At 58.0% G+C, this 20,592-nt stretch carries 16 protein-coding genes; 7 read left to right on the top strand and 9 right to left on the bottom strand.

What is annotated here, in order from left to right; translation table 11 throughout:
• Positions 1-85 precede the first annotated feature (85 nt).
• A complete protein-coding gene (locus OKW45_RS21550; RefSeq protein ID WP_429470968.1) occupies positions 86-1,471 on the bottom strand; it encodes an MmgE/PrpD family protein in 1,386 nt (461 codons plus the stop codon).
• A 169-nt stretch (positions 1,472-1,640) separates the two neighbouring features.
• On the opposite strand from OKW45_RS21550, the gene OKW45_RS21545 reads away from it, so the two are divergent.
• The gene (locus OKW45_RS21545) at positions 1,641-2,558 is read left to right on the top strand and encodes a LysR family transcriptional regulator (protein WP_429470966.1); all 918 of its coding nucleotides are present in this window, start codon (positions 1,641-1,643) and stop codon (positions 2,556-2,558) included.
• A gap of 252 nt (positions 2,559-2,810) precedes the next feature.
• Positions 2,811-3,689: an amidohydrolase family protein gene (locus OKW45_RS21540; RefSeq protein ID WP_429470964.1), complete on the top strand. Its 879-nt coding sequence runs from the start codon at positions 2,811-2,813 to the stop codon at positions 3,687-3,689.
• Positions 3,690-3,822: 133 nt separating this feature from the next.
• On the opposite strand, the gene OKW45_RS21535 is transcribed toward OKW45_RS21540, so the two are convergent.
• The 8 genes from OKW45_RS21535 to OKW45_RS21500 all read right to left on the bottom strand — a co-directional run bounded on the left by OKW45_RS21535 (position 3,823) and on the right by OKW45_RS21500 (position 13,896).
• Entirely contained in the window at positions 3,823-5,148 is a 1,326-nt protein-coding gene (locus OKW45_RS21535) for an MFS transporter (RefSeq protein WP_429470963.1), read from the bottom strand.
• A 143-nt stretch (positions 5,149-5,291) separates the two neighbouring features.
• Complete coding sequence (locus OKW45_RS21530; RefSeq protein ID WP_429470961.1) at positions 5,292-5,495, bottom strand: hypothetical protein; 204 nt, start codon at positions 5,493-5,495, stop codon at positions 5,292-5,294.
• Between the two features lie 166 nt (positions 5,496-5,661).
• Positions 5,662-6,903: an ABC transporter permease subunit gene (locus OKW45_RS21525; RefSeq protein ID WP_429470959.1), complete on the bottom strand. Its 1,242-nt coding sequence runs from the start codon at positions 6,901-6,903 to the stop codon at positions 5,662-5,664.
• An 11-nt stretch (positions 6,904-6,914) separates the two neighbouring features.
• Complete coding sequence (locus OKW45_RS21520; protein WP_429470958.1) at positions 6,915-8,453, bottom strand: sugar ABC transporter ATP-binding protein; 1,539 nt, start codon at positions 8,451-8,453, stop codon at positions 6,915-6,917.
• Between the two features lie 39 nt (positions 8,454-8,492).
• Positions 8,493-9,461, bottom strand: a complete 969-nt coding sequence (locus OKW45_RS21515) for a sugar ABC transporter substrate-binding protein (protein ID WP_429470956.1) — start codon at positions 9,459-9,461, stop codon at positions 8,493-8,495.
• A gap of 144 nt (positions 9,462-9,605) precedes the next feature.
• Positions 9,606-10,574, bottom strand: coding sequence for a sugar ABC transporter substrate-binding protein (locus tag OKW45_RS21510; protein WP_429470954.1), 969 nt, complete (start codon positions 10,572-10,574; stop codon positions 9,606-9,608).
• Between the two features lie 77 nt (positions 10,575-10,651).
• On the bottom strand, positions 10,652-12,130 hold the full coding sequence (locus tag OKW45_RS21505) for an NAD-dependent succinate-semialdehyde dehydrogenase (protein ID WP_429470952.1): 1,479 nt from the start codon (positions 12,128-12,130) through the stop codon (positions 10,652-10,654).
• A 92-nt stretch (positions 12,131-12,222) separates the two neighbouring features.
• Positions 12,223-13,896 (bottom strand): GMC family oxidoreductase, encoded by a 1,674-nt coding sequence (locus OKW45_RS21500; protein WP_429470950.1) that lies wholly within the window; start codon positions 13,894-13,896, stop codon positions 12,223-12,225.
• A 353-nt stretch (positions 13,897-14,249) separates the two neighbouring features.
• On the opposite strand from OKW45_RS21500, the gene OKW45_RS21495 reads away from it, so the two are divergent.
• The 5 genes from OKW45_RS21495 to OKW45_RS21475 all read left to right on the top strand — a co-directional run bounded on the left by OKW45_RS21495 (position 14,250) and on the right by OKW45_RS21475 (position 20,286).
• Positions 14,250-14,540, top strand: coding sequence for a putative quinol monooxygenase (locus OKW45_RS21495; RefSeq protein ID WP_429470948.1), 291 nt, complete (start codon positions 14,250-14,252; stop codon positions 14,538-14,540).
• Between the two features lie 317 nt (positions 14,541-14,857).
• Positions 14,858-15,688: an SMP-30/gluconolactonase/LRE family protein gene (locus tag OKW45_RS21490; RefSeq protein ID WP_429470946.1), complete on the top strand. Its 831-nt coding sequence runs from the start codon at positions 14,858-14,860 to the stop codon at positions 15,686-15,688.
• 218 nt (positions 15,689-15,906) lie between these two features.
• Positions 15,907-16,683: a glucose 1-dehydrogenase gene (locus OKW45_RS21485; RefSeq protein WP_429470944.1), complete on the top strand. Its 777-nt coding sequence runs from the start codon at positions 15,907-15,909 to the stop codon at positions 16,681-16,683.
• A 416-nt stretch (positions 16,684-17,099) separates the two neighbouring features.
• Positions 17,100-18,152 carry an NAD(P)-dependent alcohol dehydrogenase gene (locus OKW45_RS21480; protein ID WP_429470943.1) on the top strand — a complete coding sequence of 351 codons (1,053 nt, stop codon included), beginning with the start codon at positions 17,100-17,102 and terminating at the stop codon, positions 18,150-18,152.
• A 652-nt stretch (positions 18,153-18,804) separates the two neighbouring features.
• On the top strand, positions 18,805-20,286 hold the full coding sequence (locus OKW45_RS21475; RefSeq protein WP_429470941.1) for an aldehyde dehydrogenase: 1,482 nt from the start codon (positions 18,805-18,807) through the stop codon (positions 20,284-20,286).
• Positions 20,287-20,592: the final 306 nt, after the last annotated feature.

The raw sequence follows: 20,592 nt of genomic DNA, 5'->3' as shown, positions 1-20,592 counted from the left end.
AGACCGTATATAAAAGCGTGCGCCTACCGGTCAAACCTTGAACACCAATTGTCGTCAATTCTCCGGGCGCTGGGAGACCAGATCCTCACGAGGTCAAAGTCTTCAGAAGGACGGTTGCATCCTCAAGTGCCTCGAGATTACGTGCTAGGTCCACCGCCTTGGTGATCCTGTCAGACGACACGGGAACCGCCGCGACCGACGCACAGTCGCGGAACTTCGTAACAATCGCGTCCCATGACATCGGCGCCTCGGGGCTGCCGGGTACGTTGTTTCCAACACGGGCGAAGCTGCGACCATCGCGAGTCGTGATCTCCATGCGGCCGTCAGGAATCTTCACCTTCCAGTCAAGACTACTGTCCTCCACCGGTACCACCTTTTGCGCAATGCCAAGGACCTCCCGATCGTGGAGAACTGCGGCACTGAAATCAGAGATGCGAATCTGTCCACGCGTGGCGGCCAGTGCCACACAGAACGGAAGACTGAACTTCGCATCGACCAGCGTCGCCGGTGCGCGACGCAGATCCAGCGGATAGCACATGCGCTGGTGAAAATCTCCCACGAAGACCTTGATCTGCTCGATGTCACTCGCTTTCAATCCGTGCTCTTTCATCAATTCGATCGTGGCGTGGATGTAGGTATGTACGTTCCCAACCGCCGGCCAGGCCTTGTACAACATCGAGGCGCCCAGGTACTCTTTCCCCAAACCCTCCACCACCTTGTCCCGCTCGTACTTCCCACCGAAGTAGACGTTGAAGATGCCAGCTTTTCCCTCAAACAGTTCTGCGATACCTGTTATGCCCTTTTGCGCCAGAAGCACTGACATGACAGCGCCTTGCGCTGTGAATCCGGCGTACATCCCGCGCAGGTCGCTGCCTATACCAAAGATGACCTGCATTGTCCCGCTTGACTGCATGCTGGCGATTCCAAGTGCATGCGCAATCTGGTCGCGGCTCAGTCCCTGGATACAGGCTGCCGCAGCAGCCCCAGAAAACGCTCCGACGACTGAAGACAGATTCCAGTCCTGGCGCCAAACTACGTTGCAGCGCAAACGCACGAAAAGATCCTGTCCCAACGCTACGCTGGTAATCAGCTCTCGCCCGGAGACCTTCCCCCTGCGTTCGGCGAGTGCAAGAACGGCCGGAACGACGGAGCTGTCCGGATGCGCACCCCAAGGCGTTTGATCGTCGAAATCGAGGCAATGAGCCATGACTCCGTTCAGGAATGCCGCCGACTGTGCCGGCACCTTCCCGGCGAAACCGAGCACGGAGGCTTCCTGTCGTCCACCTGCATCCAGCACAACGTCGGCCACCCCTCGTACTGCGGGCTCCATGCCACTGCCGGCGAGCGTCACACCGATTATGTCGAGGATCGATTTCTCCGCTGCTTCAACTGCTTCTTTGGACAGATCTTCGAAGCGAGTCTCGGCGACGTGGTTGGCAAATAATTGGCAAAGGTCGGGGCTAGTCGGCATGGTTAAGATTGAATACAAAGTTAAGGAGGGTGCTGGAACTGCGTGTGATTGGCGTCTCAGGAAAATTCAACTGAGTATCAGTCTGATAGTAGATACACGGATGAACAAGCGATCAATCGTGAAGTATTCTTAAGAATCGCTTAGTAATCGCCAACGCATCGATTGCACCATGCCATCTCCACGATTTACGCCAAGACAACTGTGCGCCTTCATTGCGGTTGCTGATGTCAGAAGTTTCGCCAAAGCAGGAGAGCGGCTAAGTCTGTCTGCGTCGGCGGTGAGTCAACTCGTCAGTGAATTGGAGTCTTCAATCGGATTTCGGCTCTTCGACCGTACGACGCGCAGCGTTTCCCTATCGCCAGCTGGACGGGAATTTCATCCTTCTGCCAGGAGCGTGCTGACGCACATGGAGCTTGCGCAAGCAGCAGTAGACGACATTCGCAATCGCGCGGCCGGTATCGTCCGCGTTGCAGCACCTCTCGTTCTGGCGAGTACGGTTCTGCCTGCCGCAGTGAAGGCGTACACAAACCGCCAACCCAAGGTTCTCGTCCGTATCCGGGACACGTCAGTAGAAAGTCTCATTGATATGGTCAACAGCGCCGCAGTGGACCTGGCTGTTGGTCCCGATCAGACAGTAAGCGAAGGCGTCACGCGTTTGGACCTTTTCAAAAGCCCATGGGTTGTATGGTTCGATCCGACTCACCCCATGGTCGAACGCAGAGAGATTTCATGGGCTGAACTGAGACACTGCCCACTGGTTGTTGCCGGGCGGGATTACGAACGCACGATATCGCTGACGCACGGCGAATATCACGAGAACGACCGGATTACGCCTGTCGACATCGTCGACAACATCAGCACCGCACTCGGCATGGCTGCAGAGGGGCTCGGGTTGGTGATTGCACCTGCCTATGTCGGTCTCCTTGGGCGGCGGTTCGGCCTCGTGATGCGTCCGATTGTTCAACCCGCGGTGACGCGCCAGGTCTGCTTCTATCACTCCTCGGCCCGCACTGTATCCCCAGCCGCCCAGGGTTTCCGTGAGCATTTGATTGCCTGGCTGGCAGGTAAAGACGATCTCGGTCAGTGAGGCGATTTTTTACACTCGACAGCGGTCCATGATTCTTGACCAGGTGCGTTTCAGAGAACACGACCAAGCCGCCAGTGCGCGCTGCAAAAAGCGGTGACGACAGTCCTTAGCTCAACAGATGTTGAGAGTGGTTCATATTTATTAATCAATCCCGCTCGTAGCCTCTGCTACGCTTTCGTACGCGGGATGCGCGACCTGCTCACTGCTGAGTAGTGGCACGGCGCGGCTGCCTTCATCGGGACGAGTGTTCAAATGATTAATTTCCCTATCATCGACTCCCATATTCATCTGCTCGATCGCCAGCGTTTCGGCTACTCCTGGTCTAGCGGCTCTTCGTGGGCGACCGGCGCGACGAAACTCCAACGCAATTGGACGGTAGACGACCTGTCAACCTACTCCACGCCTTATCACGTTCAGGGATTCGTCTTCATCGAAGCGGATGTCGACATGCCGCAGTATGTCGATGAGGCAGAATGGGTAGCGTCGAGTGCGGAGAACGACTCTCGAATCATGGCGTGTGTCGCCAGCCTGCCGCTCGAGAAAGGACTCGCCATCGAGCCTGAAATGGCTCGGATTGCAAGCCTGCATCGAGTACGCGGCGTGAGACGCCTCATTCAGAACATGCAAGACTCAGCAACCATCTTGCATCGCGACTTTCTGGATGCCATCAACCTGCTGCCGAAGTACGACCTTTCCTTTGATATCTGCATTGATCCGCACCAGTTCGACCATACCATCGAGATGGTCGAACGATGCCCTTCGGTCTCGTTCGTTCTGGATCACATGGGCAAACCGGAGATCAAAGATAGTTGCCGGCTAGATTTCTGGCGCAGACAGATTCGGCAGTTGGCAGCGTTGCCGAACGTTGTGTGCAAGGTCTCCGGCTTGCTGACGCAGGCAGACCATGCGACCTGGAATGCCGAACAGGTGCTACCGTTCATTCACCACGTCATCGAATACTTCGGTGTCGACCGCGTGCTTTTCGGCGGAGACTGGCCGGTGCTTGAACTGGCCGCGAGCTACCGGGAATGGGTCGACGTTGTCGACCATGCGACTCAGCTACTTCCGAATGCTGACCGGCGCAAAATCTTTCGCGACAATGCCATCAGAGTCTACCGTCTCGACGCTTAAACGCTGCTCGAAAACGCTGTCCACGCGCAGTCGAACTGGCTCCAGCTCTGCCGCCGATAGACGTGGAAAACGCCAAAATCCGGGATGGGCCGGAGCCCGCTTCACTTCGAGCGAAGCGCGTGCCGGACGGAATTTATCTCGCTTCATGTACGGCGCCAGTGGAGCGCTCACCGGACGTCGAACTGGTGGCGGTACGCAAACTCACGCCTTTCGTCTCGGGCACGAACTGAGTCAAGATGAGACAAGCAACCGCGACTGCCGCAACGTAATAAGCAGGGGCAAGCGGCGACCCAAACGCCTGGACCAGAAGTGTCCCGATCAGAGGCGTCGTCCCTCCGAACACTGCCACGGTTACTTGATAGGAAATCGCGTGTCCCGTCGCGCGGAATGACGTCGGGAAAAACTCGGGCGCGGCGACGAAGCATGCACCTCCATACAGCCCGACTCCAACAACCAGCAGGAGTTGGCCAAGAAGCGCGCCCGTAATCGTACCCGTTGCCGCCAGATAAACGCCAGGATAGGCAGCAAAAGCCAACCATCCTGCCCCGAAAGTGAGTATCGGCTTACGACCGAACCGGTCGCTCAACATTCCTCCGAGCGGAATCATGAACGACAGCACAACGACCGAGGCGGCGTTCGTGAAAAGCGCGGATGTCGGGTCGAGCTTCGCCACACGAACGAGAAACGTGTACATGAATCCCAGCAGCAGATACGAGCCCACGGTCTGAATCGGCTGAATCATCGCTACGTTCAGCATGCCCTTCAGACCCCCTTCCCGGATCGCTGTACGAAGGGGATTCTTCGAATGCGTCTTGCGGGTTGCCTGCTTGAATTCATCCGGCTCGTCGAGATTGCGCCGCAGCCAGAAGCCAACGATACCGATAAGTCCACCGGCAAGGAATGGGACGCGCCAGACCCAGTCGGCATACGCGGTCTCACCTGCCGCAAGCTGAAGGCCAATCAGGAGTCCAGCGACCAGAGCATTGGGTAGATGCGAAAAGATCAAGGTCAAACCAATCCAGCCGCCTCTACGGTCATCCGGTGCTGACTCGAGGATGAAGCTGGTGGTGCCCGTCGTCTCACCACCAAGCGCAAGGCCTTGAGCAATCCGGCACACGACGAGAAGAACGGGGGCGGCAATTCCAATCCTGCCGTAAGTCGGCAGAAGGCCGATTACGGCGGTCCCAAGCGCCATCAGCCAGACAGTCGTCGCCATGACCTTTACGCGCCCGATTTTGTCCGCGATCACGCCAAACATCAATCCCCCCACCGGCCGGGCGAAGAAAGCTACGGCGTAGACAGCGAAGGTACTTAGAAGCGCTGCGGTACGGTCGCTACCAGGGAAGAAATGGGCCGCAAGAATCGGCACGGAGAATCCGAAAACTGCGAAGTCGTAGATTTCTCCAAAATTGCCGATGGAACCGGCTGAGAGCGTTCGAACCGTACTTTGCTTTGCCACGTCACTCCTCCATACAAGCTTTGTATTGGCACAACCAGCAGCAAGCCATTGCCTGCACAGTGCGAAAACCCGCCGGCCACACGCCGAGGCGCAGCAATTCACTGAGAACCGCCACGTAAGCCGGGCTCCGCACCGGCGCCCCGCTAAATCATTCGACTCAGACGAAGGATGTGAGGTAGCCCGAAGTCACCCACGTCGGGGTGAGCGTGGCCACGGGAAAGCGCCACTTTCACTGCGATTTCGTAGGCCAGGGACCGTTCGCGTAACAGCGCGTTGAGCCCCTGTGAAATGATTTCCCTGTCAGCTGCCGTCAGGACACCGGGTCCGCTGAAATCATGACTGGCCATGAGCCTCTCCTGAACAGGGCGCGATGCAGGACGGGTTCGATCGGGTTGATACGCGTCGATGTGAGCTGGGTCCGCACATTCCCTGACTTCCAGTACTCGAGAACTCGACGTGCCGTCTGTCGACCTTTGCGGTCAAACCACACCGCATCGTCCTATCATGTAAATGTTAGCGCTTACGCCGGCGTGATCCGCCGACTGTATAGATGGCGGCCGCCGTGACAACAACCGTTCCCTCGATGACGCCCTGATAGTTCGCACCCAGATTGAGGATGTTGAACCCGTTCGTCAGCGTGAACAGGAGCAGCGCGCCTGCAAGGGTTTTGATAACGGAACCAGCGCCGCCAAACAGCGAAGTCCCGCCGAGAATCGCCGAGGCGATAACGGTAAGTTCCGCGCCTTGCATTGCAGTAGGATTGACGGCACCAAGTCGACTGCCGAACAGGATTCCGCCAAAACCCGCTGCCGCACTACACAGGATGAAGCCGGCCATCTTGTATCGCTTCACGTTGATCCCGGACAAGCGGGCCGCCTCGGGATTGCCGCCTACCGCGTAGACGCGCCGACCGATGGTCGTCAAGCTCAAGACAAACCAGACAATCATCGTAAAAACCGCCATATACACGACGGGTTTCGGCATCGCCAATGACAGCCCGCCCGCCCCCACAAGAGCGAAGCAGCAGACACCGCCGACGATCATGCCAAGAGATGTCGCAGGGATATTGCGTGCTTCGCGACGTGCTCGCAGCAGAAACCAGCAACCCGCCAGCAACAGCGCCGCGCCAATGAGGATGAGCGGAATGGCGACTGGCAGGCGGCCCGATTCGAACGTCCGCATAGCCTGCAACGCCTCGGGCGTATCAACCGACAAAGACCGGCCATCGGTGTAGATCTGAACCACGCCACGGATCGCGGTCAACGTTCCCAACGTAACAATGAACGCATTGATTCCCAGGTACTGGACGATCGCGCCGTTCAACAGGCCAGCCAGGATCGAGACAAGCATCGCAACGAGCGCTGCCGGCCAGAACCCGAGCGAATCTGCCAGACCCACGAGCACCGCTGCCGAAAGAGCCGCCACGGACGCGACCGAAAGGTCGAAGTTGCCAGTAATCAGGATCACTGTCATCGCGACCGCGATGATGGCGACCAGTGACGACTGATAGAGGACGTTCGAAATGTTCACCGCGCTCAGGTAACTGGGCCTGCCGGTAAAGGCTGTGACACCGGAGATAATCAGTACCAGCAAGATAAGCGCATAGTAAACGCCCATCTCGCGAAGACTAAGCAATCGCCGCCAATCAGTCATTTGTCCCTGTGGCATTTGAGAAACGCCGTCCGTCGGGCCGCCCGGGGATTCATTGCCGCCACTAGACGGTCCGGAATGGGTTGAAGTCGTCAGGTTCATCATTACTCTCTCTTTCAAGATTGCGCGCCTGCGTGTTGCTCGCTAGCCGGGTTCGCACTCTTGCCGCCCGTCAACAACACCAGTTCATGCTCGGACGTCTCGTGGCCAGCGCGCTCAGCGATGCAACAGCCGTCGCGCATAACCAGGATTCGACTGCTCACTGCGAGGATCTCCTCGAATTCGGACGAAACGATGATGACCGCCTTGCCCGCTGCAGCCAACTCGCGCACGAGCAGCAGAACGTCCGTCTTCGCTCCGATGTCGATGCCGGCGGTCGGCTCGTCTAACAAGAACACCTTCACATCGCTGAAAAGCCACTTGGCAATGGTTACCTTCTGCGCATTGCCGCCGCTGAGCTCGGTCACGAGGATGTCCGGCGAATTCGCCTTGATCGACAGGTGACGGATGGCCTCGGCGCCACGCTGGCGCTCTCGCGCCGGGTCCGGCAGCCAGCGGCCTCGCGAGACGCTGTCCAGGGCCGGAAGGGTTGTGTTGCGCCAAATTTCGAACCCGGGGACGAGACCTTGTTTCATACGGTCTTCAGGAACCAAACCGAGTCCTGCCTTCACGGCTGCAGCCGTCGACCTCCGAATCGGTCGGCCCTCGACTAGAACGTCACCCGTGGCATCTGGGTCGGCACCAAAAATCGCATGCAGAAGCTCACTACGACCCGACCCAAGCAGCCCCGCGATTCCAACGACCTCGCCCGCACGTACTTTCAACGAGATAGTTTCGAGTTTGCCGGGAGACGCGACGTCTTTGAGCTCCAGCAATACAGGGGCACTCAAATCGACCGGCTGCGTTGTCGCTCGTTCAAGTGCGACGATCTGCCGGCCAACGATAGCTTCTGCGAGACGCGACTCGTCGAGTTCACTGGTCTCTGCATCAACGACTGCTTGCCCATCACGCAGGATGGTGACTCGGTCTGTGAGCGCCATGACCTCGTCCAGAAAGTGCGACACGAACAGAATTGCTTTATCCTCAACGCGCGAAAGGTGCCGGACGATCTGATAGACAACCTCGCGTTCACTTGCCGCGAGGGACGCCGTCGGCTCGTCCATCACAATCAGGTCGGCTCCCGTGCCAAGCGCCTGCAGAATCGCGACCATCTGGCGTTGGCCAATGGACAGGTCGCTCACGAGCCCGTCTGGATGGAGCCAATACCCGACTCGCCCACATAGATCGGAGAACCGCTTCCGAATGGTCGTGCTACGGCGCCACCGGCTTTCCTCGCCCAGGAATACGTTCTCGAGTATGGAAAGCGTCGGCACCAGGGGAATATGCTGATGAATCGTAGCAATCCCCATGTCGTTCGCCGCTTTCGGACTCGAGTATTCGACTGCAGACCCCTTCCAGACAATTCGTCCGCCGGTAGCCGGAAGTGAGCCCGAAAGGATCTTGATTAGCGTCGATTTGCCAGCTCCGTTCGCGCCGAGCAGCCCATGAACCGTGCCGCGCGAGACGTTCAGGTTGACCCCGCGCAGCGCGGTCAGACCATTCGGGAACGTTTTTGTCACGCCCTGCAGCTGCAAGAGCGGGATTCCATTTTCCATTTGGCTGCCTCCTCCTACTTCAGTTGACCTCAGCCTTGCTTACCACTCAGGCACGCATTGGGACAGGCTGACTTTCGTGACTTGAGGAGTGTCAACATCGACGAACTGTGCTTTGGGCGCGCCGGGGTTAGTCACCGCCGCATACAGCGCCTTGAAGGCCAGCGCGCCCATTTTTCCGGGTTGGATGCAGACCGTACCATCGACGTCGCCGGCCTTAATGGCGTTTATGCCAAGCCGCGACCCGCCTCGGCTGACGAGTTTTGCGTGGGAACCCGCCGCGCGCACCGCTCGAGCGCAGCCGATGACCATGTCGTCGGCCTGATTGAAGAAAAGATCAACGTCCGGGTGCGCAGACAGAATGTTCTGGCACACAGACTCCCCTTTCTCAGGAGTCCAGTCGGTGGGTTGCGAGGCGACGATTCGATACTTGATGCCCGCCTTATCAAGGCCTTCCTTGAAACCTTTTGTCACCTGCCAGACCGTCGGATAGCCAGGCGCTCCCTCGACAATCGCGATATTCGCGGTGCGATCCTTGGGAAGCAAGGTTGCTGCGATCTGAGCCGCGTCGTATCCGGCGTGAACCTCATCGCTTGCGACTAGTGCGCTTAGCTTCGGGTAAACGTCTTTGATTGCATGCTTTTGCGGATCACCGATCTGGGTCGCGACTGCTACAAACGGGATGTTGTGTGACGCGGCACGGTCAACCCAAGATTGGGCAACCACCGCGTCAATTGGCAGAACCGCGATCCCGTCGACCTTCTGAGCGATGAGGTCGTCAACGGCATTTCCCTGTCTTTCGACACTCGTTTTAGCGTCAAGCACAATCGTTTTGACGCCCGCCGCCTTCGCCGCCGCCTCAAACCCTTTCGCTGCCGCGACATTGAAGGGATACTGCATGCCTGCGGCGACGTAGCCGAGCGTGATGTCCTTGGCCATGGCGGCATCTGTCACAAGCGCCACAGCGGCGGCCACGCCAACCAATGCCAGTTTCCTGAAACACTTCTTCATGACTGTCTCCATATTTAGTTTCATTGTTGGCCGCAGATCTGTCCAAGCTTGCTTGTACGAGTCATGCGGCCGGGTCTCTGTGTGCCCCGCTGTTTTTCTCGAACCGACCGCCCGAAGGCGATGGTTAAGATGCCGGAGTCACTCTCACCACTGGGGGATGCAACTTGATATGTTTCCTTTTGTTACGCCAGGTGTGTCGATCGCGATGAACTTGCCCTTTGGCGTCTGCGGGTTCGTCACAGCAGCGTAGAGTGCCTTGAATGCTTGCTGGCCCATTTTCTCGGGTGCGACACAGACCGTGCCGTCGACGTCACCCGTTTTGATCGCGTTGATTCCAAGCCGCGAGCCGCCCCAACCGACGAGTTTTGCGTTCGAGCCAGCTGCATGTACGGCGCGGGCGCAACCGATGACCATGTCGTCGGCCTGGTTGTAGAAGAGGTCGACATCCGGATGAGCGCTCAGGATGTTTTGACAGACGGCCTCGCCCTTTTCGGCGGTCCAGTCCGTAGGCTGCGAGGCGACGATGCGATACTTCGCTCCTGCTTTATCCAAGCCCTCCTCGAAGCCCTTTGTGCGCTGCCAGACCTGTGGGTAGCCGGGTGCCCCTTCCACGATTGCAATGTTGGCAACACGGCCCTTGGGAAGCAGCTTCGCAGCTATTTCCCCAGCGTTATAGCCGGTATGCACCTCATCGCTTGCGACAAGCGCAGTGAGCTTCGGGTAGACATCCTTGATTGCACGTTTCTGAGGGTCACCCAGCTCAGTTGCAACGGAGACGATCGGGATTCCGTGCGCGGCAACGCGATCTGCCCAACTTTGCGCGACGACACCATCGAGCGGAAGGAACGCAATTCCATCCACTTTCTGCGAGATCAGGTCGTCAATTGCGTTCCCCTGCTTTTCGACGCTGGTTTTCGGGTCGAGGATAATGGCCTTCGCGCCCGCCGCTTTAGCGGCATCCTCGAATCCTTTTGCGACAGCCACATTAAACGGGTACTGAAGGCCTGCCGCGACGTAACCGACCGTGATTTCCTTCGCTCCCGCCACGCCGGCCGACGCTATTAACAGGCCTGCCGCTCCCAAGCCCAGAAGATGCCGTCTAAACGCGTTCATCGCTTCGTCTCCAATATGTTTTTTAGCTGGTCCAGCAGTTTTGTGCTCGTTTTGAACGAGTCTTTTTTAAAGCTGCGTCAGATACGTACCGTCTTTTGCAACACCGTCTTTGTGACCATGTATGCGTCCAACGTCCACGGCCCCCCTTCCCGTCCGATTCCACTGTCCTTGACTCCGCCGAAAGGCGTATCCGCGTCAGGCGTGCCGAAGTGGTTGATGGACAAGACGCCACACTCGAGCTCGCGGCTGATTTGCTCAGCGTCCTGCAAGGAGTTGGTGAATGCGTACGCCGACAGGCCGACCGACAGGCTGTTTGCAAGCGCAATAGCCTCGCCCAGGTCGTCTACTCGCACGCATGCGGCGAGAGGACCGAAAGGCTCGACAGTCATCGCATCAGCGTCAACGGGTACGTCAGCCAGTACCGTCGGTTCGAAGAAATAGCCCCGATCTCCGATACGGGCGCCCCCGGCGGCAACTCGGGCGCCGCGCTGCCTGGCGTCTGCGACAAGCGCCTGCATAGCGGAAAGTCGGCGCGCACTTGCAACAGGACCCATTTGCGCGGTCTTGCTGAACCCGTCGCCAACTCGCACCTCTCCCACCGCACCAGCGAATGCGGCCACGAAATCGTCGTACACACTGCTATGAACGATAAATCGGGAGGGAGATGCGCAGATCTGGCCGCTGGCGTTCGTCTTGCCTCGCGCAGCCAATCGTCCGACGGCAGCACCGTCTACGCCTTCGCACACGAGTACCGGAGCATGTCCGCCCAACTCCATGAGGACGGGCTTCATCGCCGCCGCCGCCAATTGCGTCAGATGCTTTCCGACCCCAACTGAGCCGGTGAACGTCACCAGCCGAATCACAGGAGAAGCAATGAGCGTCGACGAGATTTCCGCTGGGTTGCCAAACACGAGATTCAACACGCCGGGCGGAAGACCTGCGTCCTCAAAGGCCTTCACGAGGAGGCACGCGGTAGCAGGCGTTTCCTCCGCTGCTTTCAGGATGACGGAGCACCCCGCCGATAGCGCCGCACTTACCTTGCGCGCTGCAGAACTGATAGGCACGTTCCACGGTGTGAAGGCTGCCACCGGGCCAATCGGCTGTCGCAGAATGAACTTCTGCATTTGCGATTCGCCGGGAATGATCAACCCGTAATCACGCAGTGACTGAGCCGCGTTCCACTCGAAGAAATTCATCGAGCGGTCGGCCTCCGCATATGCGTCGGAATAGAGCTTTCCATTTTCCAGCGTGATCGTCGTAGCGATAAGTTCCAGTCGCTCGCGCATCAGCGCCGTGGCTTTCTGAATGACCTTGACGCGTTGCTGAGGCGGTGTATCACGCCAAGCCATGAACCCTCGCGCCGCTGCGTCCAAAGCACGCGCGAGGTCGTCGCTGGTCGCCTTCGGCACTTTACCCAATACTTCTTCGGTGGCCGGGTTTCTCACTTCGACTGCCGTTTCCCGGTCGTAGATCCACTCACCGTCAATGTAAAGGCCAACGCGAGAGTATTCCGCTTGCACCTTGTTTTCAGCGCTCTGATGACTTGCAGTTGACATCAATGACATCCCTGTTCGCTTAAGTTGACCAAGCGCACCGCGCGCATGCTCGCGGCCGCAATGTTATCTATCTACCGTCAGCCGACGCTCATTTAGTTGCCCACGGACACGCTCTTGTTCGTGGCACACCGGGCGGGCGCTGCCGCCTCACCGGTGACGCGACGAGGGACCGCGTCGTTCAAAATCATGTCCGCCGCCTTCACGCCGATCATGATCGTCGGAGCATTCGTGTTGCCGGATGTGAGATGTGGCATGATGGAAGCGTCAGCCACGCGCAAACGCTCGACACCTCGCACGCGCAAACGCTCATCCACTACCGAGAGCTTGTCGCGTCCCATTTTGCAGGTGCCGGCCTGGTGGTGCGCTGAATTCCCAGTCATCTCCATCCAGTCGAAAATCTGCTGGTCCGTCTCCACCAGAGGACCAGGAATTTGTTCTTCGATGACGCGCGACGCAATGGGCTCTGTCGACATGATTTGCCGGATCAGCTTCACGCCCGCAATCATTGCCCGATTGTCATCGTCGTTAGTGAGGAAGTTCGGTTTGAAGACTGCCGGGTCTGCCGGATTCGAAGAACGTAACGTCACGGTCCCCGTGGCACGCGGACGCAAAAGATAAACGGAGACGCCCATGCCAGGTTCGCGTTCAACTTCGCACTCACCGCCTGGGTGGTAAGTGAAGGTCATCGGCCTGAAACTGATCTGCAGATCTGCGTAAGGTTCTTCCGCACGGCTTTTCACGAAGGCCCCAACCTGAGACGAGCCGAGCGCCAGATAACCCTTGTGGGTCAACAGATAACGCGCCCCTTCGAGATACTTCCGGATGCCCCCCAACTCCTGGTTGTAGGAACTATCTGGGGTGGAGCGATAGCTTCCATGCACGTAGAAATGATCTTGCAGATTGAGCCCTACTCCTGGCAGTTCAACAAGAGTCCTGATGCCGTGCCGTTGCAGTTCGTCGCCCGGTCCAATGCCGGAGAGCATGAGCACTTGCGGAGAATTGAGCGATCCGGCCGACAAGATTACTTCCCTGGCTGCATCAAAGGTCCGACGTTCTCCGTTGATGAGAACTTCTACGCCTGTTGCAACGTTGCCCTTCAACACGATGCGCTGCACTGCAGCACCGGTCATAACGGTAAGGTTCGGTCGGTTGCGAATCGGTTCGACGAATGCGGTGTAGGCGGAGCAGCGGCGTCCCCCACGAATCGTGTGCTGCATGAACCCGACGCCGTCGTGTACCGCGCCGTTGACATCTTCCGTGCGAGGAATGCCCAAACGCTCTGTAGCTTTGATGAAATCATGCGAGCTGTGGACTTTCGGTACCGGATCGCTGACCCACAACGGACCACCAGTGCCACGATAATCGTCTGCACCCCGTTCGTTGTGCTCCATCTTCTTGAAGTACGGCAAGAGATCGTCATAGCCCCAGCCAGGGTTCCCGAGGTCTCTCCAGCTATCGAAATCGTTGCGGTGGCCGCGAATGAAAATCATCCCATTGATCGAACTGGAGCCGCCCAGGGTCTTGCCGCGAGGCCAGTACATCTTCCGATTGCGAAGTGCGGGCATCGGGTCCGTGAAGTAATTCCAGTTCAGTTCTTTGTGGAAGTACAGCTTTGCCATACCGGCAGGAGTATTGACCCAGAATTTGTCAGCGGGCGGCCCAGCTTCCAACAGCAACACCTTGTTATCAGGGTTGTCGCTGAGGCCCCGAGCGAGTGCGCAGCCGGCCGATCCGGCTCCGATGATGATGTAATCGTAGATGTCCATGCCGATGAGCTACTGATCCAGGAAGTGGGTGTCTCCGTTTGTTCAAGGTTATTTCGGTGTCGACGGTTAGGCTAGTTGGTTTTTCTGGTCTTAAAGGTAAGCAACTCTAAACGCGCATCCGCTTTTCTCTGGAACTGCCTGTAGTGGCCCTTCACAGCGCCTTCTGGCCGCCGGCAGTGGGTTGGCGGGCCGTTTGAGACACGTCCCACTTAAGGGTAAAACCCAATCCTGGGACCCTACCTTTTCCGCTCGGCATGCCGCGTCGTCTGACACGGGCTGGTCAAGAACCCTTTCTTTATCAAGCTCCCGCGTATATCCTCGCCTTTCTTTTTTCATATCGATAGGAGAACAGTATGGCCGAGGTATCCGCAATTGCCATCTCGGTTGCAAAGCCCGGGTGTCAGAAGAAACTGGCAGAGGCACTTCACGGCTTGCTTGAACCCACCCACAAAGAGAAGGGAATGCTTCAATACGATATGTTTTGCGATATCCAGGAACCCCGTTGCTTCGTCTTCATCGAGCGGTGGGAGAATGAGGAAACTTTTAACGCGCACTGCAACTCCGCGCACGTGGCCGCTTACCTCGAGAAGACTGACGGTTGGGTAGAGAGCAACAAGATTCACGTTTTAAAGAAGGGAAAATAGCGTCGCGCGGGCTATCGAGCGCGGCGAAGGCACATACGAAACCGGTCGACAGGTCGGCGTATTACGAAAGCGGTCGCGGCCTTCCCGGTTCTGACCTATTGATTGCTGGTCTTGATGCGGTCAAAGCCATCCCGTGAGCTACTTAGATAAGTTTTTTGGCTTCCATCGGCAGAACTCCCGATCTTCCCTCGAGGCCGTTGTCAGCCTAGCTTACCGTCGCGGCAACAAAAACGAACTAGACCTAACGACGGTCCAAGCAATAAGCTAATTGGGAAGGAGACACTTCACAGCGTCATTTCCATTACAAGAGAATATTCATGAAAGAGCATCAGGCGACGCTCGTCGCTGACGGCTTCGTTTTCTTGGAGGCGCCTCGGTGGCACGACAATCGCCTTTGGGTCTCGGACGTCTTTGATTTCACGCTCTATACCGTTTCTGAAGACGGCATCCGTAGCGTGGTCTGCAACGTGCCCGGCCGGCCAGCCGGAATCGGCTTTCTGCCGGACAAAACTCCCATTGTCGTGTCCTGCGCCGAGAAAAAACTGATGAAGGTGTCCGAGGGCGCCTTATCTGTCTACGCAGACCTGACTGATGTGGCAGCTGGCGACCTCAACGACCTCGTCGTAGATGACGTGGGTCGAGTTTATGTAGGCAACTTCGGGTATGACCTCTTCGGCGGAGCGCCGATAGAAGTGACCGAGATGCACGTCGTTGAGCCCGACGGTTCTATTCGGGTGGCCGCCGCTGGACTTGAATTCCCCAACGGAACGGTAATCAAGGATGACGGACGCACGCTGGTCGTAGCTGAGACATGGCGCGGGAAGCTAACCGCCTATGACAGGTCCGTAAATGGCGAGTTATCTAATCGCCGCCTTTTCGCCGATCTGGACGGCAGGCAGCCTGATGGAATCTGCGTGGACAAGCACGGAGCCATCTGGACAGGTTGCTATAACACGGGTGAGTTCATCCGTGTACTCGAGGGCGGCGAGATCACAGACCGCATTAAATTCGAAGGGAATGCCGTTTCGTGCGCAATCGGCGGGAGTAACGGAAACATGCTGTTTTGCTGCGTGTACCTTGGAACAGATGAACAACTGCAAGCGCGACAGCCATGCAGTGCTATCTACAAGGCCGAATTAGCCGCCTAGAGTACAGCGCGCGGGCACAAACTTTGGAAAATATAGCCATTCGCTCAGCGCCTCAACCAGCGCCGTGAACAACCGCCACGTTTCCGGGTTCGCATTGAGCACCAGTCTCAGTCCCTCTCGGCCGAACCTGTCGGCGCAACGCGACAGCTCATTTAGCACAAGTTATGGAGAACATTGCCTGCCCTTCCAGGCGCGCAACTTAATGGAGATAGGAATCAATGACGACTCATCGCAAGTGGAACTATGAAGGCAAAGTGGCTTTCGTTACCGGCGCAGCAAACGGGATCGGGCAAGCAACGGCGTTAGCTTTTGCGCAGGAGGGTGCGGATGTCGTCGTGGTGGACCTGTCGGAAGAAGGTGCCAACGCGACTGCACGGATGGTCGAGCAGCAAGGCGTGCGCGCACTTCCTGTGAGATGCGACGTCTCGAAGCCGGAAGATGTTCAGGCGGCTCTTGCCGCGACCATCGATAAGTTCGGTCGACTCGACTTCGCTTTCAACAACGCGGGCATCGAGCAATCGCTCGCCTACACAGCCGACATTAGTGACGAGGTGTTCGAACGCAATCTGCGCGTCAATCTCGGCGGCGTCTTTTACTGCATGAAGTATCAGATTCCGATTATGCTCAAGAACGGCGGTGGTTCAATCGTGAACACGTCCTCTGGCGCGGGCGTTGTTGGCATCCGTGGTCAGGGTGCCTACTGTGCCGCTAAGCATGGCGTTATCGGCCTGACGAAGTCCGCCGCTCTTGAGTACGCGAAGGACGGCGTCCGCATCAATGCTGTGTGTCCGGGCATCATCGATACGCCGATGATCGGTCGTTTCACCCAAGGTACCGAAGAAAACCGCAAGCGGATGATCGCGCAAGAGCCGATTGGTCGCCTCGGCCGGCCGGAGGAGATTGCCAACACGGTCCTCTGGCTGTGCTCCGACGTAGCCGGATTTGCAATTGGCCACGCTGTCGTGGTCGATGGCGGACAGACAGCGGGCCTATAAGCGTCAGACCACCGCGCGCGCCATCGACGTCCTGCGGGAACGATGCCTCACTTGGCGTGCGCGGCCACCTACGTCGCCACGGGACAAAACGCGCTGATGCGTCAATCCGCTATGCTGCGCTCTTTGTCTCGAGTTCTCATCACTGGCGGCCCGAGAGGCCGGCGCCCAAGGGAGAGCGGCTTGCTGTTCAGCGCTATCTCGTGGGTTGCATGGGACTCGTGAGCACAGGACATAGGACTATGCGCCAGGTGCCGCCTAATTCCTCTGGTCATTTCATACAATCTGCTATTCCGGCATTCGAACGGTCGACGTCCGCGAACGACGCCAGGTCCTCGAAGTGCTAGACGTCCATATCCGCACGCAAGCCAATTGCTGCACGATTCTACTTTCTCTCATTCTTCTCAAGAGGATTCAAGATGAAGACCCGAGGCTACGCTGTTCAAACCCCGAAATCGCCTCTCGAACCCTACGACTTCGAACGACGCGAACTGCGCTTCAACGATGTTGCTATTGAGATCCTCTACTGTGGAGTCTGTCACTCGGACCTGCATCAGGCTCGTAACGACTGGGGCTGGTCCAACTATCCGCTGGTGCCAGGTCACGAGATTGTAGGCCGCGTCATTGATGTGGCGCCGCAGGCCAAGCGCTACAAGGTTGGTGACCACGTCGCGGTCGGCTGTATGGTGGATAGCTGCATGACTTGTGACCAATGCCGCAAGGGATTGGAGCAGCTGTGTCGTGAAGGAAATACGCAAACGTACTGCGGATTCGATCGCGTTACGAATGAGCCGACGAAGGGAGGTTATTCGAAACATGTCGTGGTCCGCGAGGACTTCGTGCTTCGCGTGCCTGATAGTCTTGATCTATCCCGCGTCGCCCCACTGCTCTGCGCGGGCATCACTACGTACTCCCCCTTGCGCACATGGACGGTGGGTCCCGGCAGCCGGGTCGGCGTCATCGGTCTGGGCGGCCTCGGACATATGGCGGTCAAGCTCGCGTCGGCTCTCGGTGCGACCGTGACGGTCGTGAGCCGCACGCCTGACAAGGCCGCCGATGCCAGGAAACTTGGAGCCGACGCGCTTTTGCTCTCCACCGACAACGCAGCAATGGAAAAAGCCGCATCCAGTTTCGACCTTATCATCGACACAATTCCGGTTCGTCATGACCTGAATCCGTACCTGCCGCTGCTCGACGTAGACGGCACTATCGTTCTGGTCGGTCAGGTGGGCCCGCTTGCCGAACCGACCACGGTTCCGCTCATTGTCGGTCGTCGACGCATCGCTGGCTCGCCAATTGGGGGCATCCCGGAAACTCAGGAGATGCTCGACTTCTGCGGGCGCAAGAACATCCTCCCGGACTGCGAGATGATTCGCATGGACCAGATTAACGAAGCATGGGAACGGATGGAGCGAGCCGATGTGCGCTATCGCTTCGTGATTGACATGGCTTCACTCAAAGTGCCGGCGTAGGCTTCCATTGCTCGGAAGTATCGGGGCAGAACCCGAACGTCATTCCTGTCCCACGGGGGGAAACAACGATGCGCTCCCGTGCAATGGCGGCCAACCTGGCTTTCGAACGGTGTAACGGACAAGCCGGAGGGCAACGGCAGCTTGATGGTTGCGTCGATTCAGCTATCCAATGGTGGGAGCTGAGCCAGTCAGTACGCGGCCCGGCCGCTACTCTATCGGGGCGGGATTTATCGGCTGCGCCGCTCGTCTCGTTCTCTCCGCTATGCTGACAAGTAGCGGCAGACGGCTTCAGCCTCGCGGGTGAGAAAAGCGCAGTAGATTGCAGCAGGAATGCCTCAACGTCGCCTCGCGGCATTGGGCAGCGAGCCGCGCGGTACTGATACTTAGTTCTTTCCGCAGCGTCCCGATATCGGTTAGCCCAACTTTCCTTTCGAGAAGCAAATCCGACTCGACTCTGACGCAAGTCCTATAGAAAATCCCAATAGCGACGCGTTCCTCACAAAGCACGTTCATACGTGCATCGCCAAACTCGTACATCCGACGCCCAGCAAGACCAGTTCGCCGCGTACCCACCGAACTCCATGAGTTCCGTCCGCGCTGTGACCAGGTGAAGCGGCGTCTGATGCGAAAGCTGACCCGTGGAGATAGACGGATGAAGAAGTATCAACTCTGGATCGACGGGAAACCCGAAGACCCGGCGAAAGGCGAGTGGATCGACACCGTCAATCCGTACACCGGCGAGTCGTGGGCACGAATTCCCCGCAGTACCGCCGAAGATTCGGCGCGCGCAGTCGAGGCTGCCAAGCGCGCAATGGACGATGGTCCGTGGGGCAAGATGACTGCCACCGAGCGCGGCAAGGTGATGCGGCGCATCGGCGACCTCGTCGTTCAGAATGCCAGCAACCTGGCCGAGATAGAGACCCGGGACAACGGCAAAGTCCTCACGGAAATGCAGGGTCAACTCAAGACGATCCCTGAGTACTGGTACTACTACGGCGGACTGGCCGACAAGATTGAAGGCGCGGTCATGCCGGTGGAAAAAGCGGACGTCTTCGCTTTCACCACGCATGAGCCGGTGGGCGTGGTAGCAGCGCTGACAGCGTGGAATTCCCCACTTCAATTCCTGTCTCTGAAGTGCGCTCCCGCGCTGGCAGCCGGGTGCGCGGTCGTTGTCAAGCCTTCGGAGTTCGCGTCAGCAAGCTCGCTCGAATTTGCGGCTCTCACTAGGGAAGCGGGACTCCCCGACGGGGTTTTGAATGTCGTCACGGGCTATGGCAACGAAGTCGGCGCTGCGCTGGTCGAGCACAAGGACGTCGCCAAAATCACCTTCACCGGGTCAGACGTTACCGGCGCACGAATTTATGAAACTGCAGCGCGGGGGATGAAGCGCGTCGCGATGGAATTGGGAGGCAAGTCGCCGAATATCGTTTTCGAGGATGCGGATCTTGACTCTGCAGCGGTCGGCGTCGTATCAGGAATTTTTGGGGCCGCAGGCCAGATGTGCATTGCCGGCTCCCGGCTTCTCGTGCAGAACTCAATCAAGGAGAACTTCACTGAGCGACTGGTCGCCCTTGCGCGAGACGTGCGGCTTGGCGACCCGATGCAGCCGACGACGAACGTGGGCCCAATCACTACGCCCTCGCAATACGCCAAAGTGCTGGACTACATTGAAATCGCAACAGCCGACGGCGCTCGTTGTATCCTCGGCGGCAAGCCGGCTGTTGGCCCCGGACTAACGGGCGGCCAATTCGTTGAGCCCACTATCTTCACTGATGTGACTAATGCCATGCGCATCGCGCAAGAGGAAGTCTTTGGTCCCGTGCTCTCTATCATCGGCTTTGACGACGAGCAACACGCTGTCGAATTAGGCAATGGCGTCATATACGGTCTTGTCGCTGGCGTCTGGACTGGGAGCATCGGTCGAGCGATGCGCATGACGAAGGCACTCAAAGCCGGAACCGTCTGGGTCAATACATATCGGGCATACAGCTTCATGATGCCGTTCGGCGGGATGAAAATGTCGGGCCTCGGCCGTGAGAACGGGGTAGAAGCCGTTCACGAGTTTCTCGAAACGAAAAGTGTCTTTCTTTCGACGTCCGAAAAGCCGCCAGTCAATCCATTTCTCCAGCGTTAGAAGGCTAACGTCTGAGAGCCGACCATCATCGATGAATCGTCCCGTCTCCAGGTTGTCCCGCAGTTCTGCGGGCTTTTTTCTGCCCCCTGTATGGCACCTGTCCGACGCGTTATATGGCAACTATGCCTCCCGTCACGCCCAGAACAGCGACAGGTTGCAACGGGCGCCAGACTCCTGCCGCTGCGCTCACGCGACTCGGACGCCTTTAGAAGGCGGCGCCAATCTCGACAAAGGGCCCTGCACGCTGCCCTGGTAAGTGCGGCTTACCGGTATGCGGAGAAAATGCGACTCGACGTACACCGCTGC

The organism is Paraburkholderia lebeckiae, from assembly GCF_050436225.1.
Lineage (GTDB): Bacteria > Pseudomonadota > Gammaproteobacteria > Burkholderiales > Burkholderiaceae > Paraburkholderia > Paraburkholderia tuberum.
This window is presented reverse-complemented; position numbering and strand designations above follow the sequence as displayed.

What these genes read in the sequence shown, in the direction of transcription:
- OKW45_RS21505 (WP_429470952.1), bottom strand. Translation starts at nt 12,130, where the DNA reads ATGTCAACTGCAAGTCATCAGAGCGCTGAAAACAAGGTGCAAGCGGAA.
- OKW45_RS21485 (WP_429470944.1), top strand. Translation starts at nt 15,907, where the DNA reads ATGACGACTCATCGCAAGTGGAACTATGAAGGCAAAGTGGCTTTCGTT.
- OKW45_RS21545 (WP_429470966.1), top strand. Translation starts at nt 1,641, where the DNA reads ATGCCATCTCCACGATTTACGCCAAGACAACTGTGCGCCTTCATTGCG.
- OKW45_RS21510 (WP_429470954.1), bottom strand. Translation starts at nt 10,574, where the DNA reads ATGAACGCGTTTAGACGGCATCTTCTGGGCTTGGGAGCGGCAGGCCTG.
- OKW45_RS21550 (WP_429470968.1), bottom strand. Translation starts at nt 1,471, where the DNA reads ATGCCGACTAGCCCCGACCTTTGCCAATTATTTGCCAACCACGTCGCC.
- OKW45_RS21520 (WP_429470958.1), bottom strand. Translation starts at nt 8,453, where the DNA reads ATGGAAAATGGAATCCCGCTCTTGCAGCTGCAGGGCGTGACAAAAACG.
- OKW45_RS21480 (WP_429470943.1), top strand. Translation starts at nt 17,100, where the DNA reads ATGAAGACCCGAGGCTACGCTGTTCAAACCCCGAAATCGCCTCTCGAA.
- OKW45_RS21500 (WP_429470950.1), bottom strand. Translation starts at nt 13,896, where the DNA reads ATGGACATCTACGATTACATCATCATCGGAGCCGGATCGGCCGGCTGC.
- OKW45_RS21490 (WP_429470946.1), top strand. Translation starts at nt 14,858, where the DNA reads ATGAAAGAGCATCAGGCGACGCTCGTCGCTGACGGCTTCGTTTTCTTG.
- OKW45_RS21525 (WP_429470959.1), bottom strand. Translation starts at nt 6,903, where the DNA reads ATGATGAACCTGACGACTTCAACCCATTCCGGACCGTCTAGTGGCGGC.
- OKW45_RS21515 (WP_429470956.1), bottom strand. Translation starts at nt 9,461, where the DNA reads ATGAAGAAGTGTTTCAGGAAACTGGCATTGGTTGGCGTGGCCGCCGCT.
- OKW45_RS21530 (WP_429470961.1), bottom strand. Translation starts at nt 5,495, where the DNA reads ATGGCCAGTCATGATTTCAGCGGACCCGGTGTCCTGACGGCAGCTGAC.
- OKW45_RS21475 (WP_429470941.1), top strand. Translation starts at nt 18,805, where the DNA reads ATGAAGAAGTATCAACTCTGGATCGACGGGAAACCCGAAGACCCGGCG.
- OKW45_RS21495 (WP_429470948.1), top strand. Translation starts at nt 14,250, where the DNA reads ATGGCCGAGGTATCCGCAATTGCCATCTCGGTTGCAAAGCCCGGGTGT.
- OKW45_RS21540 (WP_429470964.1), top strand. Translation starts at nt 2,811, where the DNA reads ATGATTAATTTCCCTATCATCGACTCCCATATTCATCTGCTCGATCGC.